General features: G+C 49.7%; 16 protein-coding genes and 3 pseudogenes. 11 read left to right on the top strand and 8 right to left on the bottom strand.

What is annotated here, in order from left to right:
- Positions 1-77: 77 nt before the first annotated feature.
- The 7 genes and pseudogenes from IPL71_RS04630 (at position 78) to IPL71_RS04595 (ending at position 6,069) form a co-directional block, all read left to right on the top strand.
- The gene (locus IPL71_RS04630) at positions 78-959 is read left to right on the top strand and encodes an ATP-grasp domain-containing protein (RefSeq protein WP_345319319.1); all 882 of its coding nucleotides are present in this window, start codon (positions 78-80) and stop codon (positions 957-959) included.
- A pseudogene (locus tag IPL71_RS04620) lies at positions 956-2,043 on the top strand (DmpA family aminopeptidase). Before IPL71_RS04630 ends, IPL71_RS04620 begins: the two are co-directional and overlap by 4 nt.
- A gap of 69 nt (positions 2,044-2,112) precedes the next feature.
- A complete protein-coding gene (locus IPL71_RS04615) occupies positions 2,113-2,436 on the top strand; it encodes a four helix bundle protein (protein WP_345319313.1) in 324 nt (107 codons plus the stop codon).
- A 263-nt stretch (positions 2,437-2,699) separates the two neighbouring features.
- Positions 2,700-3,542 carry an ATP-binding cassette domain-containing protein gene (locus tag IPL71_RS04610; RefSeq protein ID WP_345319311.1) on the top strand — a complete coding sequence of 281 codons (843 nt, stop codon included), beginning with the start codon at positions 2,700-2,702 and terminating at the stop codon, positions 3,540-3,542.
- A 72-nt stretch (positions 3,543-3,614) separates the two neighbouring features.
- The gene (locus IPL71_RS04605; protein WP_345319309.1) at positions 3,615-4,319 is read left to right on the top strand and encodes an ABC transporter permease; all 705 of its coding nucleotides are present in this window, start codon (positions 3,615-3,617) and stop codon (positions 4,317-4,319) included.
- Positions 4,320-4,327: 8 nt separating this feature from the next.
- The gene (locus tag IPL71_RS04600; protein ID WP_345319308.1) at positions 4,328-5,107 is read left to right on the top strand and encodes an ABC transporter permease; all 780 of its coding nucleotides are present in this window, start codon (positions 4,328-4,330) and stop codon (positions 5,105-5,107) included.
- A gap of 74 nt (positions 5,108-5,181) precedes the next feature.
- Positions 5,182-6,069 (top strand): ABC transporter permease, encoded by an 888-nt coding sequence (locus tag IPL71_RS04595; RefSeq protein WP_345319919.1) that lies wholly within the window; start codon positions 5,182-5,184, stop codon positions 6,067-6,069.
- Here IPL71_RS04595 and IPL71_RS04590 read toward each other — a convergent pair.
- A complete protein-coding gene (locus IPL71_RS04590; RefSeq protein WP_345319307.1) occupies positions 6,035-6,445 on the bottom strand; it encodes a glycine cleavage system transcriptional repressor in 411 nt (136 codons plus the stop codon). The genes IPL71_RS04595 and IPL71_RS04590 overlap by 35 nt on opposite strands.
- Positions 6,385-6,672: an ACT domain-containing protein gene (locus IPL71_RS04585; protein ID WP_345319305.1), complete on the bottom strand. Its 288-nt coding sequence runs from the start codon at positions 6,670-6,672 to the stop codon at positions 6,385-6,387. The genes IPL71_RS04590 and IPL71_RS04585 overlap by 61 nt, the downstream gene beginning before the upstream one ends.
- Positions 6,673-6,796: 124 nt before the next feature.
- On the opposite strand from IPL71_RS04585, the gene IPL71_RS04580 reads away from it, so the two are divergent.
- Both IPL71_RS04580 and IPL71_RS04575 read left to right on the top strand, forming a co-directional pair.
- The gene (locus tag IPL71_RS04580; protein WP_345319303.1) at positions 6,797-7,339 is read left to right on the top strand and encodes a TRAP transporter small permease subunit; all 543 of its coding nucleotides are present in this window, start codon (positions 6,797-6,799) and stop codon (positions 7,337-7,339) included.
- A 21-nt stretch (positions 7,340-7,360) separates the two neighbouring features.
- Positions 7,361-8,717, top strand: a pseudogene (locus tag IPL71_RS04575) (TRAP transporter large permease).
- Between the two features lie 13 nt (positions 8,718-8,730).
- Here IPL71_RS04575 and IPL71_RS04570 read toward each other — a convergent pair.
- The 4 genes and pseudogenes from IPL71_RS04570 to IPL71_RS04555 form a co-directional block, all read right to left on the bottom strand.
- A pseudogene (locus IPL71_RS04570) lies at positions 8,731-9,691 on the bottom strand (TRAP transporter substrate-binding protein); the annotation flags it as partial.
- An 86-nt stretch (positions 9,692-9,777) separates the two neighbouring features.
- Positions 9,778-11,190: an ABC-F family ATP-binding cassette domain-containing protein gene (locus tag IPL71_RS04565; RefSeq protein ID WP_345319917.1), complete on the bottom strand. Its 1,413-nt coding sequence runs from the start codon at positions 11,188-11,190 to the stop codon at positions 9,778-9,780.
- Between the two features lie 41 nt (positions 11,191-11,231).
- Positions 11,232-11,402, bottom strand: a complete 171-nt coding sequence (locus tag IPL71_RS04560; RefSeq protein ID WP_345319300.1) for an ATP-binding cassette domain-containing protein — start codon at positions 11,400-11,402, stop codon at positions 11,232-11,234.
- 304 nt (positions 11,403-11,706) lie between these two features.
- A complete protein-coding gene (locus tag IPL71_RS04555) occupies positions 11,707-12,747 on the bottom strand; it encodes an NYN domain-containing protein (protein WP_345319298.1) in 1,041 nt (346 codons plus the stop codon).
- A gap of 62 nt (positions 12,748-12,809) precedes the next feature.
- Between IPL71_RS04555 and IPL71_RS04550 the strand changes: the two genes are divergently transcribed.
- Both IPL71_RS04550 and IPL71_RS04545 read left to right on the top strand, forming a co-directional pair.
- Entirely contained in the window at positions 12,810-12,908 is a 99-nt protein-coding gene (locus IPL71_RS04550) for a PD-(D/E)XK nuclease family protein (protein WP_345319296.1), read from the top strand.
- On the top strand, positions 12,877-13,227 hold the full coding sequence (locus IPL71_RS04545; RefSeq protein WP_345319295.1) for a PD-(D/E)XK nuclease family protein: 351 nt from the start codon (positions 12,877-12,879) through the stop codon (positions 13,225-13,227). Before IPL71_RS04550 ends, IPL71_RS04545 begins: the two co-directional genes overlap by 32 nt.
- Positions 13,228-13,452: 225 nt before the next feature.
- Here the strand turns inward: IPL71_RS04545 and IPL71_RS04540 are convergent, their stop codons facing one another.
- Together IPL71_RS04540 and IPL71_RS04535 are read right to left on the bottom strand one after the other, a co-directional pair.
- The gene (locus tag IPL71_RS04540) at positions 13,453-13,650 is read right to left on the bottom strand and encodes a dockerin type I domain-containing protein (RefSeq protein ID WP_345319293.1); all 198 of its coding nucleotides are present in this window, start codon (positions 13,648-13,650) and stop codon (positions 13,453-13,455) included.
- A gap of 20 nt (positions 13,651-13,670) precedes the next feature.
- Complete coding sequence (locus IPL71_RS04535; protein WP_345319291.1) at positions 13,671-14,249, bottom strand: carboxypeptidase-like regulatory domain-containing protein; 579 nt, start codon at positions 14,247-14,249, stop codon at positions 13,671-13,673.
- Between the last annotated feature and the right edge of the window lie 77 nt (positions 14,250-14,326).

The raw sequence follows: 14,326 nt of genomic DNA, 5'->3' as shown, positions 1-14,326 counted from the left end.
AGGTCGAAGGTCAAAAGTCGAATCACTCCTAATCTCTAACCCCTAATCACCTAATTCCTAATTTATAATCTCCCCCGATGCGATACGACTTATGCCTGCCCTGGTACTGGGAATATGACGAAGCCTTTGTCGGGATGGTGGAACGCGCCTGTATTGAGCAGGGCATTTCCCTCTGGCAGATTAAACCCGATAATCTGCTAGAATCGATAACCGCGCTCTACAAAGGGGTGCTTACCTTCAAAACTCTGCTGCACCGTGGACAGGGCGAGCCGGCCTTCGACCCCATTCCACGCTGGGCGCTGGAATATGGCGCAAAACGCATTAATCCCGCCGAGGTTTCAGCCTGGTCTGAAGACAAAGCCACCATGCATCTTGAATTGATCAATGCCGGCCTACACACCCCGCATACCATTTTGCTTGCGCCCTTTCTTGAGCAGCCGGTCGTCGCACCCATTGACCTGACCCCGCTTGGCGAGAGTTTTGTCATCAAGCCATCGAACGGCGGCGGCGGTGAAGGGGTGATCCTCGGAGCATCGTCCATTGAGGAAATCTTGCAGGCGCGCATGGAATTCCCTGAACAAAAATATTTACTTCAGGCGCATGTCACACCGCGCATGATCGAAGATACGCCTGCCTGGTTCCGCGTTTTTTATGCCAACGGTGAAACGCATCCGTGCTGGTGGGATACATCCACGCACATCTATGCCAATGTCACAGCGGAGGAAGAGTCTCAGTATCGCCTGGGCAGGCTGCGGGATGTCACGAAGCGGATTGCGTCCATTTGCAAACTGGACTGGTTTTCCACTGAGATCGCATTGGCCGATGAATTCGTCGTCGTGGATTATGTCAACGATGAAATTGATACCCGAGTCCAATCACAGGCGCTGGATGGCGTACCTGATGAAATTATGGAAAGTATTGCAAAACAACTTGTAAAAATCACAAAGGAAAATTTATGACAAAACCACGCGCACGAGACCTGGGGATTCCATTTGAAGGCAGCACAGGAACACACAATGCGATCACAGACGTATCAGGCGTGACCGTTGGGTATGCCACCGTTATCGAAGGCAACTCAGCCCGGACGGGTGTGACGATCATTCATCCGCATGGCAATAAAGATCACACGCCAGTCTATGCCGGACTACATTCATTTAATGGTAACGGCGAAATGACAGGTGCAGCATGGATTGAGGAAGGCGGTCTGCTTGAAGGTCCAATTGGGATCACAAATACACATAGCGTGGGCATTGTGCGCGACACGATCATTGCTTGGCAGATAAAGAACAATGCGCTTTTTCAAAATGGTCATGCCCTGTAGTTGGCGAAACCGCGGACGGTTGGTTGAATGACATGAACGGTTTTCATGTGAATGAACAGCATGTAATGCAAGCTCTGGATTCAGCAAAAGATGGCGCGATCGCGGAAGGTAACGTCGGCGGCGGGACCGGGATGCTGTGCTATGAATTTAAAGGCGGCACGGGAACTTCATCACGCAAACTTCCAACCAAGCTCGGCGGCTGGACGGTGGGCGTGCTGGCGCAGTGCAATTTTGGCAGAAGATATCAGCTGACGATTGCAGGCGCACCCGTGGGACAACATTTACAGGAAGGCGCACCTTTTACAAATGGAGAAAATCCATTCAGACAGGATGACGGTTCGTTGATCGTTATTGTGGCAACCGATGCGCCTTTGCTTCCTCATCAACTAAAACGGTTGGCAAAACGCGTAGCCATTGGCATGGCTCGCACAGGCAGCCTGGGCGGCAATGGCTCTGGTGACATTTTCCTTGCGTTCTCCACAGCGAACTCCAATGCAGTCCATGGTAATGAAATGGGACTTTCAAATATTCAAACCTTAACCAATGATCACATTGATCCGTTACTTGGAGCGACAGCCTATGCAACCGAAGAAGCCATTATCAATGCCATGGTCGCTGCGGAAGATATGAAGGGGCACAACGATGTGGAGGCGAAAGCTTTGCCGCATGAGGATGTGCGAAGTATTTTGAAAAGGTATGGCCGGCTGAAGGAAGAGCTGTAAGCGGAAGGCGGAACAACGGAAGGCAGAAGGCGGAAAGCCGCGGTGTTTTTTTGTTATCAGGAGGCTGGGATGTCAAGTTACCAAGAGTTGAAAGGTCACCGGGATTTGAAGGTGTATCAATTGGCATATAAACTGGCGATGGAAATATTTGAGGCGAGCAAATCATTTCCGAAAGAAGAAAAATATTCGCTTACAGATCAGATACGCCGTTCTTCTAGAAGTGTCGCGGCAAATATTGCAGAAGGTTTTCGGAAACGCCAATACCCAAAAATGTTTCTGAGCAAACTTGCAGATGCAGACGGTGAAGCCACCGAAACCCAAGTCTGGTTGGATTTTGCCAGAGACTGCGAATATCTCGAAGCCAAACATCAAGCCGAGCTCCAAAAGAGGTGAAGTGCCGCATGCTTGGCAAAATGATGTCTATGCCCGCAAATTATCCCAACCAATCAGCGACAAGCAGAATAAAATCGCTTTCCGCCTTCCGTCCTCGGCTTTCCTGCAACACTATCCCCAACCCTGCGTACATACTGTAGTTTATTCCACAAGGAGCGCTCATGTCCTCAATTCTAGAAGTTCAAAACCTCGTAAAAGCTACGGTGACTTTCAAGCTGTGAAAGGGATTTCCCTTCAACATCGAAGAAGGAGAAATCTTCAGCTTGCTGGGACCAAACGGCGCGGGTAAGACCACGACCATATCCATGCTGTCCACACTATATACGCCCACATCTGGTGACGCGGTCATTGGCGGACATTCGGTTACTAAAAATCCGATGGGCGTGCGAAATGTGATCGGCGTCGTACCGCAAGATTTAGCGCTTTACGAAGATCTGACCGCACGCGAGAACTTGATCTTCTGGGGGCAGATGTATAACTTAAGCGGCAAATCCCTCAACCTGCGCGTGGATGAAGTGCTTGAGCAAATTGGATTAACAGACAAAGCAAAAGACAGAGTCAAAACCTATTCAGGCGGAATGAAGCGCCGCGTTAATATTGGCGTGGGCTTGCTCCATAAACCCAGAGTGCTCTTCATGGATGAACCCACTGTTGGCATTGACCCGCAATCACGCCGCGCAATTTTAGACACGGTCAAAGACCTCAACAAACAAGGCATGACCCTGCTCTACACTACGCATTACATGGAAGAAGCCGAAGAACTTTCCACTCGTGTCGGCATTATCGACCACGGTGAGTTGATCGCCATCGGAACACAAAAAGAACTAACCCAACAAGTTGGTCAATCTGAAACGTTGATATTACACATCAACGAAAATGATGATCCACAGGCGCTGCTCCCCTCTTTCAAAGGGCTGCCTGATGTGCTCGAAGCCAATGTGGTCGGCACTGAAATCTCAATCATTACACCCTCAGCCAAAGATGTGCTGGCTTCAGTCGTCAGCAAAGCCAACGATCGCGGAATTAAGATTCGCTCAATTGATATCCGCGAGCCAAATCTTGAAGCTGTATTTTTGCATCTTACGGGCAGAGCGTTGCGTGACTGACGATAGACCACTGACCGTGGACCGTGCAAAACGGTCAACCGTCTATTGTCTATCGTCCTTACGGGAGTATTCATGCTAAAAACATTCCTGATCGGTATCAAAGATTTACGTCTCGCATTTCGCGACCGCGCCGCGCTGATTCTTATGCTGGCCGCACCCTTTGTGTTAACTCTTGGCCTCGGACTTGTCACCGGCCGTTTTAGTGGAAATAACAACAGCGGGCTTTCCGACATTCCCGTCATCATTGTCAATTTGGATAATGAACAACTGGGCAACGCTCTGACAGATACATTCAACTCGACAGAACTTGCCGATTTGCTGGAACCAACCGCCTCGTCCGACCCCGAAGCGGCCCGCCAATTAATTGACGACGACCAGGCTGCGGCAGTTGTCATCATCCCCGCGGGCTTCACCCGTTCCATTATTCCGCAGCAGGGTGATTTTGATAATCCAGATGCCGTGCATGAAACTATAAAAATCGAAGTGTATGCAAACCCGTCACGGCCCACAGGCGCAGGCGTTATCAAAGCCATCGTAGATGAATTCCTCAGCCGCGTGAACGAAGGCAGCCTAAGCGGCGGTGTTTCCATTTTACAACTCATGACCAGCGGACGAATCACACCCGAGCAAGCCGAAGCTGCTGGCATCGCCATGAACAGTCAACTGCAATCCAATGCAACAGATAACACACTCGCAATCAAAATAAATTCATCCACTGCCAATGGTGAAGCAGTGAAGTTTGACATCCTCGCTTATCTCGCCCCGGCATGGCGTTGATGTTCTTAATGTACACACGTCAGTTACGGCGGACGCTCGATCCTCGCAGAAAAACACAGGGCACACTGCCGCGTCTGCTTGTTTCTCCCACGACCTCAACTCAAATTTTAGGCGGCAAAGTTTTTGGCATTTTCTTAACCGGTGCGGCGCAAATGTTAATTCTCATCGGCGCATCGTCTTTATTATTTCAACTCAAATGGGGCGACCCGATCGGTGTAGTTCTCCTCGTGCTTGCAGCGGTCTTTGGCGCAACAGGCTGGGGCATGTTCATCACCGCGCTGGCACGCACGTCCGCACAGGTTGCCAATATCGGGATGTCCATCACACTGATCTCGGCGTCCTCGGTGGATTTCGTCAACCTCGACCAAATGCCGCCCGCGATTCAAGCCTTTAGTAAAATTACTCCCAACGCCTGGGCATTGGATGGATTTACCCACTCTCGGTCTCGGCGGGACATTAACGGATCTTTCCACGCCGATACTTGCTCTGCTTTCAATGGGCATGATCTTATTTTTAGTTTCTGTTGTGTTATTCGGCAAAAAAAATCTGGTGCAAAAATGAAAAAAATATTTGCCATCGCGTGGAAAGACGCCATCGTCCGCTTTGCGAGTTCGTCAGAATTAATATTCTTTATTATCCTTCCTCTCATCTTCACCTTCCTGCTGGCAGGCGGGACACCATCCAACGATGACGATAACCGCGTGTCTCGTTGTTGTAGATCAGGCCAAGACCACCGTCTCACAGAATATCATTACCGAATTAAACAATTCAACAGCAGTGAGACCTGATGTATTAACACTTGAAGAAGCCGAGAGTCAATTTGATGCGCGCCGTGCCACGGTAATCTTAATTATCCCGAGGGCTGGACCTGCAAGCCATTCAAGATGGCACCGCACAAATAGACTTCCGTCAGCAGCCCAACAACTTAAATGCCACTGTCGCCGAGCGCGCCGTACAGACCGCAATCCGCAGTGTAAGCAGCGCGATCAACGCCGCGAATCAAGCAGTCAAAACAGCCGAAGAAAATGGGACGTTCGAATCTGAAACAGATCGTCAGGCGTATTTCGATGAAGCCTTAAAATTAGCCCAAACCATGCAAGCGGACTCTCCCGAGCGTGTAACGGTCATCGAAGGCTCAACACCAGACCGCATTGAATATGATCCGCGCGCCAGCACATCCGCCGGGCAGCTTATTACCTGGGTCTTTATTCCGCTCTTTGGCATCTCCGCCTTATTTGCCTATGAACGTCAACAGGGGACGCTGCGCCGCATCCTCACCACACCGACAAGCAAAGCCACCTACCTGCTCGGTACGATCGCAGGTCAGGTCGTGATGGCGCTGGTGCAAATGTCCTTGCTGATCTTTTTCGGCATCTTCGCAATGAAACTCAACTGGGGACGCGAACCTCTGGCTTTGTTCGTCATTCTCACCGCAGCCGCATTGGCCGCAGGTGCGATCGGCACCACCATGGGAACCTTCATCAAGACCGAAGGCCAGGCCAGCGGATTAAGTATCATGATGGGCATGGTGATGGCGCTCATGGGCGGATGCTGGTATCCGATGGAATTATTCCCCGCTGTTGTACAGAACATCGTAAAAATATTACCGACCACCTGGGCCATGCAGGGACTTTTAGACCTCATCCTGCGCGGCGGCGGATTGATGGACATCCTGCCCGAAGCGGGAGTCCTGATTGGGTTTGCAGTGATCTTTTTCAGCGTAGGCGTTTGGAGATTCCGCTACGAGTGAAGAAAAAAAATATCGGACGGCAGCAAGCAAAAGCCCCGCATGAAGCGGGGCTTTTGTCTATCCTAATCTTCTTTCCTACTTCACCACCCCAACCTTGACACTCACATTTTAATTTATCGCCGATCTCTTCCAATGCATTGCTCCACATATTGAAATTCAATTGCGGCGGCACAACAATGATGCCCTGCATGGTAAATAACGGAGTTCCACTCATGGGCGCGGGCGCAGAACTCGTATCCATGTTTTCGATATTAATGCCCTGCGAAGCAAGGTGATGGGAAATTTCATGGATGATGCCTTCATGGTCCGCACCTGTTACTTCAATTTCATAAGGCAGCCAGCCGGCATATTTTTTCGAATCATCTTCGGTTTGCAAAGGGTGATCTGGTAGCCATCCGAACGCATGGATTGAAAATCCTGGTCGAGACCGCCGAATTCCTGATCAGGAAGGGCGATCAACATGAGCATGGCAAATTCACCGCCAAGGCGTGTCATACGGCTGGCGTTTACATTGCCATTCCGTTTGACGATCACACTCGTTACGCTGTCAACGATCCCAATTTTGTCGCGGCCGGTTAAGGTCAACACAATATTTTTTGGCATAGCAGACTCCCTTGTTGCAAGTTTGTGAAATATATAACCAAGTATAGCATACGGCAAAATTATGAAAAGAGAAAAAATATGATCGCCTGCTTGATTTTTGTGCTATTATCCGTCCAATTAAAATATGAGAACCCTCATCGAACTCTCCCGATCGATAGACAACATCACCGAATATTTCGGCAAGGCATCCGCCTTGTGCGTTCTGCTGACCATCGCTGTCGGCTTCTACAACGTTGTAGCGCGTTACCTCGGCAGATTTATCGGCACTAAACTTACATCAAACATGCTGATCGAACTGCAATGGTATTTATTTTCGCTGACATTCCTGCTGGGCTTTGCCTACATTCTCAAACACGGTGAAAACGTCCGCGTGGATTTTCTCTACACAAACTGGTCTCCAAAAACAAAAGCATGGGTGGATCTGATCGGCCACACATTCTTTCTCATTACATTCTGTGTCATCGGGTTATACGTCACTACACATCCAGTTCTACAATCATGGGGGCGTCTGCCTGATGGCACATTTAGCACCTGGGAACTCTCCCCCGACCCCGACGGTCTGCCGCGTGCGCCGATCAAAAGTATGATCCTTGTCGGTTTTGGAATGCTGCTCCTGCAAACCTTTTCAGAGATCATAAAAAACATCAGCATCGTTCAAGAAAAATAATTACCAATCTCTAATTATCTTATGACTCACTTTGAATGGCTTGCCATCGTCATGTTCGTCGGATTTTTTATTTTCATCATGAGCGGATACCCCGTCGGCTATTCGTTTGCCGCAACGGCGATCCTCTTCGGCGGCATCGGCTACGCTCTCGGCGCGTTTGACCTTAATCTGCTCAAACTTTTGCCAAGCCGCTGGTTTGGCACGATGTCTGATTTCACGTTGCTCGCGATCCCATTTTTTATTTTTATGGGTTCGGTCTTTGAAAGGTCAGGGCTGGCGGAAGAGCTGCTCGAAACAGTCGGCAGGCTCATGGGTAGGATCAGAGGCGGGCTGGCGTTGGCGGTCATCCTCGTTGGCACACTCCTCTCCGCTACAACGGGCGTCGTCGCCGCAACCATCATCATGATGGGCATGCTTGCCCTCCCCACCATGCTGCGTCACGGCTACGATAAACAACTTGCCACAGGCGTCATCACCGCATCAGGCACACTCGCGCAAATGCTGCCACCGAGCCTTGTGCTTGTTGTACTAAGTGATCAGATCGGCGTGCCAGTTGGGGATTTATTTATGGGCGCATTGATTCCTGGACTTTATTATCCACGCTTTATGCTTTATACGTTATCATCATCACCCGCATCAAACCGGACCTTGCGCCTGTTCTGCCGCCTGAAGCATTTTCCGTCACTGGAGCAGACTTGCTCCGCCAGTCGATTCGAGTCATTATTCCACCTGGGTTGATGGTGTTCTCCGTTTTAGGAAGCATCTTCTTTGGGCTGGCCTCACCCACCGAAGCAGGCAGTGTGGGAGCAGTGGGCGCATGCCTGCTGGCGTTGATGAACAAACGTCTGACCATGAAAATGATAAAAGAAGCCGCCATATCCACAGCACGACTGACAGCTTTGGTCATCACAATTTTGTTTTGCTCATCTTTCTTTAGTCTGGTCTTCGACGGTCTCGGCGGACAACGCCTCATCACTGATCTGCTGGTCAACCTACCCGGTGGATATTGGGGATTCATCATCGTCGCAAATATTGCCATCTTTTTGTTGGGAGTCTTTCTTGAGTTCGTGGAGATCTGTTTCATCGCCATGCCGCTCTTTATCCCTGCCGCACATGCGCTCGGCATTGATATGGTCTGGCTGGCGGTCGTCTTTGCCATCAACCTGCAAACTGCATTCATCTCTCCGCCCGTTGGGTTTTCACTTTTTATTTACAAACTACTGCGCCAAAAGAAGTCCCTACATCTGATATTCATAAAGGTGCGCTGCCCTTCATGGCCCTGCAAGTTCTCGCATTAATTATCGTGATTGTTTTTCCACAGACCGTCACCTGGCTCATCGACCTCTCGGCAAAAAGCCTGCCAGACTTGGCATCGTAGAGTTCAAAGGCCTTTCCTGCGCGGCCTGCATGATCTCATCGCTATACGCCTGCAATTTCACCCCGCCCGCCAGCAGACGTTCCAACGCCTCGCCATTGACCGCATCATAATGCGCCGCCATGGCAACATTTGCCTCATAACTTGCGGCTTTGATCGCCTCCTGATATTGCGCCGGAAGTTTACTCCACTCATCCAAATTAATTTGCAACTCAAGTGATGGGCCCCGGCTCCCACCAACCCGGAAAATAGTAAAAGCCAGTGGCTTTATGTAAACCGAGTTTTTCATCATCATACGGGCCCACCCATTCCGCTGCATCAATTGCGCCTGTCTCCAGCGCCTGAAAAATTTCACCGCCGGGAATATTCTGCACCTGCACACCCAACGCAGACATGACCTGTCCACCCAACCAGGGATAGCGCATTTTCAAACCCTGTAAATCAGCCACCGTGCTAATCTCCTTGCGAAACCAGCCGCCCATTTGTGCGCTTGTATTACCGGCAGGAAATTGAATAACGTTAAATTTCCTGGCATAAAATTCTTGCAGTAGTTCAAGTCCACCGCCGTTGTAGAGCCACGCATTTTGCTGTGACGCGGTCAAACCAAACGGCAGACTGGTGCCAAATGCCATGACCCAACTCTTGCCGATGTAATAATAAGAAGCTGTGTGACCGATCGGTACCGCGCCCGAGGACACGACATCCAGCACTTCGGTGGCTTTTGCCAGTTCACCGCCAGCACGCGGCGTGATGGTGAACTTTCCACCAGTCAACGCTTTGACTCGGTCTGCAAATTTCTGTGTCGCGCCGAACAATATATCCAAACCGGCAGACCAACTGGTCGCCATTTGCCAATCGAGCACAGGCAGGTCATTTGTTTCAGCAGTACCTTCGGCTGGCGCGGGTTCTGCGCAGGCCGCAAGGGCCGAGGCGGCAACCCCCAATCCGGCTACTTTTAAAAAGTCTCTTCTATTCATCTCGTTCTCCTTTGGTTGATTCCTTGAATCCATCTATATTTATGTTGTTCTTTTTGGGCAATTCGGGCTTTAAGATTTCAAAGACTTTACTTATCCTTCTTCTCAAGGTATTCACTGTAACCGCCTTGATATTCAACCAGCTGACCATCTTCGATGACCAGCAGTCTTTCAACTGTACGGTCAAGGAAATAACGGTCATGCGAGATGACGAGCACCGTGCCTTCAAAATCTTCAAGTGCCTGTTCCAAGACTTCGGCAGAAGCGATATCAAGATTATTGGTGGGCTCATCCAGTAACAAGAAATTTGCACCAGATAAAACCACAAGCGCCAATTGCAAGCGGCTGCGTTCACCGCCTGAGAGTTCGCTGATCTTTTGTGAGACCTGTTTGTATGTAAACAGATAATGCAACAGAAAAGCAGTGGCTCTGCCCTCGCTCATCTCACCGGCATAGCGGACAGCATCCACAACCGTTTGATTGAAATCGAGCGTCTCGTGTTCCTGTGCATAATGTCCAATGGCGATGCTGGGGCCGATCTTGATCTCACCTGCATCAGGCTGCTCCTGACCGAGAACCATGCGCAGCAACACAGACTTTCCAGCACCGTTCGCGCCGATCAACCCCACCCGTTCACCATGCCAGATGGTTTCATTGAGTTTTGAAAACACCTGTTTGGAGCCAAACGATTTTGAAACATCAGCCAGTTCCAAAACTTTATTCGAACCGCGCCAGCCGCTCAGGCGCATCTCCATGCGTTTGCGATTTAGTGTTGGTCTGTCAATTTTGTCCACACGCTCCATGCGTGCCTCCATGGCATGGATGCGGGTTGCAAATTTATCATTGAATTGCACCCAGACTTTATAGCGTTTGATCGCCATTTCCATGCGCGCCAGGCTGCGCTGCTGCACTTGATATAACTCTTCCTGCCGCGCCAGGCGTTCTTCCTTATCAAGCACAAACTCTGTGTAGTTGCCGCCAAATAAAGTTAATTTACCATCTTCCAATTCGGCAATATGTGTAACGGCGGCATCAAGCAAATAACGGTCATGCGAGATGAGCACCACTGTCCCTTCGTATTCGCGGATCAGTTTTTCAAGGAACATTTTTCCGGGTAGATCAAGATGATTATCCGGCTCATCCAACAATAAAATATCAGGGCGGATTAAAAGCAGACGCGCCAACCCGACCAGTTTTTTCTGCCCGCCGCTTAATACAGACAGGGGCTTGGTCATTTCACTTTGAGCGAGTCCCAGCCCGAGCAGTAGTTCACGAACGCGCCCGGGGTACGAGTCACCGCCGAGGGCATGATATTCTTCGATAAGTTTATGCTGCACTTCAAGCGCCTGCTGAAGTCTGCGTTCATTGCCATAAACGTTTGGATCACCCAAACTATTTTCCACGTGTTCCAATTCCGCGTGGATCTCGGCCACACGCGGATTGCCCGCGAGCGCGGCGTCAAAAGCCGTCAGCGTAAGATCAAGCTCGGGTTGTTGTGACAGGTATCCCGTTGTAATGAGGCGAGCGCGGGTGATCGATCCGCCTAGTTCGGGGAATATTCCCCTTCGATCATCTTGAAGAGCGAGGACTTCCCCGCGCCGTTTGCGCCAACGAGGCCGATCTTTTGTCCGTCCTGAATTTCCCAATTCAGGTTTTCAAAGATGCGCTTTGCGCCGAGGATCAGAGTAATGTTTGCGAGTTGAATTTGTACCATTTTATTTTCCGTTCGTTGTATGGGTAAGTTGACAATGTTGGGCCGCCCACACGTTATAAATAAAAACACCGCAGGGCAACCTGCGGCGTGAGAAAGTTAAAGGGATGCTTTCAGTGTGCAGGCGCGATTCAAGGAAGCCCTGCGAAGATAAAGCCACGCACACCAATGATGAGGGGAGATTTGCCTGAACTGAAATCGTAAATCATGTCCGCGATTATAACTGAAATTTATGAAATTATATACATCCTGAGCGGAGTGACGAGCTGTTTTCGAGGAACGCAGCCGAAGGATGTATATATGTTTTTTATTCCATTGTGATCAAACTTGCGATGTGATCCAAGACCTTCGGGTTGCGCACACTGCCATAAAGCAAACGAGCCGCGACTTCCTTATCGAGCTTATCGGGCGAGCCGAGGTCAGCGATCAACAACTGCAAAATCTTGCTGTCACACAGATCAAGCAGGTCTGCCGCACTGTGTATAGTTTCAGGCAGCCACATCTTGCGATTCCAGATGCGTTCGGTTGTGTCGCTGTCAAACACGAAGCAGAATGTGTGAAAGAGTTGGTGCGCGGTATCAAGTACAAGCTGCGCATCCACTTTGGGACTCGCTGTTTCAAAATAAGCTTCGGTGGTTTCCTTTAATTGATTAAAGGAAATTTCGGGATTATTTTTAACAACCTCATACATTTTATAAATGACCAACGGACGTTGAACCGCCGGAGACATGCGTATCTTGTGCGTGTTGAGTAAATTAAGATATTGTTCAAGCTTGCCTTCAGGCGTGGTTGCCATCGGCAAACTCGGGCGCGCGGAATTATTATTCTGCTGTTTTGGCGCAGGCGGATTTTGGTTTTGATTCTTTTTTACCTTGCTTACACCCGGCAATTTATCGTAATAAATAAATTTATCGCAGGCATTGACCAGATATTCCGCGCTCGTGCCGCTGACGCCCATGCCGATCACATTTTTTCCGTGCGAACGCAGACGATGAACCAATTCAGTAAAATCACCATCGCCCGAAACAAGCAGAACATGGGTAAATGAATTTTGTTCGTTGTAAAGCAATTCGAGCGCATCGATCACAATGCGAATATCGGCGGCATTCTTTCCGCGCCGGCTATTGACATGGATCAACTCCACGCCGAGGCCGAGCAGCAAACGCTGTTTGCTGGCGGCTTCAGCCCAATCTGCATAGGCGCGGCGCAAAACCACGCGCCCCAGTTGCGTGGCATTTTGCAGCACCTTCGACCAATCCACATCCGCGCCTTTACCAAGCGCATCTTCCACGCTCATTTCAATATTGTCATAATCTATGAAAACTGCTACTTGAGTATCCTGTCCCATACGGGTCTCCCAATTTTTCAAAAGTATAGCATAGGCAAATCATTCTGTGGCAAAATAGGAACATGCCTGAACAATTGACCTCTCTCAGCCAATCTTCTTTACAAGACTATCACGACTGTCCGCGCCGCTTTGAATTGCGCTACCTGCAACGCGCATCTTAATCACGGTCAACCTTTTGCACCGGAGCAGATCGAAATGATCTACTGGTTCGCAGACTTCCCCACCGAGCCCGCGCGATTTATTTATACGGCAGATCAATTCAAACGGGATTGGGATGCACTCACAAAGATCGCGGAGGAAATAAAAACCGCATCACACTTCCCGCTCACTGATGAAGTCTCGAAATGCAATTACTGCCCTTATAGATCCTACTGCAACCGCGGCATCCGCGCCGGAGACGCCGCCGATGCCGAACTTGAAACCGAAGCTGAAGAATTATTCGACATCAACTTTGAACAGATCGGCGAGATCGCGTTTTAGTAAAACACCTTACGTAGCACAACTCCGAAGGAGTGAAATGATCCTGAATCAACGCAAAATTCATCCAACCCCGAAGGGTGTCATCATCCTCGGGATTTGGGACCTGCGCCACATTCTATAATCGTGCCATCCCTTGGGATTGTTTACTGCGTAACATCAGTAGTAAAGGCAGTCACTATAAAAATAAGTGACTGCCTTTTTATTTTTCCTAAACGCACAATTCCATTACCAGGCAAGCGCACCCGATCTTCGGTAGTTGCGTGCGAGAATTTCAAGGTCAAGCACATTGATCACACCGTCAGCATTCAAATCAGCTGAAGCAGGAAGCGCGGTGTTGTAACTCATCCCAACGGTCAGCGCATCATACTGATCGATCACTCCATTCCCATCAATGTCACCGGCGATCAAGCTGACAACCGGCATGGTGACAACATTCCCCACCGTCAGTGTTGCAGAACCTGATTGAGAAATCCATCTGCAGTGGCAATGACCGTGTATGTTCCAGCGGAAGTAACCAGGTTGAACGTACCATCCGGGTTGACTGCAACTGAAGCAGCGAGTGAATTATCCGCATTATACAGGTTGACAGTCGCGGGCTTACTCGCAAGAACCTGTCCTGCAATCGTTGGCGGCGGTATCGGATTTGGATCACGCGTCGAAATCGGGTAGGTGTTACAGGAATCAGCGTCGGTTGCCGTGGACATGTTTCCCACAACGATCAAACTGTCGCCAATGTACAAAATATCAGAAAGCAACTTGTCACCTTTGGAAACACGCGCTTTACATTCAATTGCAGTTTGGCCTTCCTGCAAACCTGTCATACTAAATGTAAACGCCGTCCCGCTGACTGTTGCCCGATTACCGTTACTTCCCGCAACCGCGACAATGAAAGTCCCATTCTGCGGACCATTGATCGCAGCCACCGGATCTGTGCCAAAGAGGCCCGCAACAACAATATTGCTCACCCCAACCAGGACAGGGTTATAAGTACAGGTAAATTCAGTGCTGGTGACTGTGGACACAAAGGTTCAGTTGGCAAAGGCGTTGGGGTTGGCCCTGAAATATCTTCCTTATGTAACAGAAAATTATAGAAACCATT

The organism is Candidatus Villigracilis proximus, from assembly GCF_016717045.1.
Lineage (GTDB): Bacteria > Chloroflexota > Anaerolineae > Anaerolineales > Villigracilaceae > Villigracilis > Villigracilis proximus.
Note: the sequence above shows the minus strand (reverse complement) of the source record. Positions and strands in the feature narration are given on the sequence as shown.

Coding starts and splice junctions, on each gene's coding strand:
- IPL71_RS04630 (WP_345319319.1), top strand. CDS start 78: ATGCGATACGACTTATGCCTGCCCTGGTACTGGGAATATGACGAAGCC.
- IPL71_RS04615 (WP_345319313.1), top strand. CDS start 2,113: ATGTCAAGTTACCAAGAGTTGAAAGGTCACCGGGATTTGAAGGTGTAT.
- IPL71_RS04605 (WP_345319309.1), top strand. CDS start 3,615: ATGCTAAAAACATTCCTGATCGGTATCAAAGATTTACGTCTCGCATTT.
- IPL71_RS04600 (WP_345319308.1), top strand. CDS start 4,328: ATGTACACACGTCAGTTACGGCGGACGCTCGATCCTCGCAGAAAAACA.
- IPL71_RS04585 (WP_345319305.1), bottom strand. CDS start 6,672: ATGCCAAAAAATATTGTGTTGACCTTAACCGGCCGCGACAAAATTGGG.
- IPL71_RS04580 (WP_345319303.1), top strand. CDS start 6,797: ATGAGAACCCTCATCGAACTCTCCCGATCGATAGACAACATCACCGAA.
- IPL71_RS04560 (WP_345319300.1), bottom strand. CDS start 11,402: ATGGTACAAATTCAACTCGCAAACATTACTCTGATCCTCGGCGCAAAG.
- IPL71_RS04555 (WP_345319298.1), bottom strand. CDS start 12,747: ATGGGACAGGATACTCAAGTAGCAGTTTTCATAGATTATGACAATATT.
- IPL71_RS04550 (WP_345319296.1), top strand. CDS start 12,810: ATGCCTGAACAATTGACCTCTCTCAGCCAATCTTCTTTACAAGACTAT.
- IPL71_RS04540 (WP_345319293.1), bottom strand. CDS start 13,650: ATGCCGGTTGTCAGCTTGATCGCCGGTGACATTGATGGGAATGGAGTG.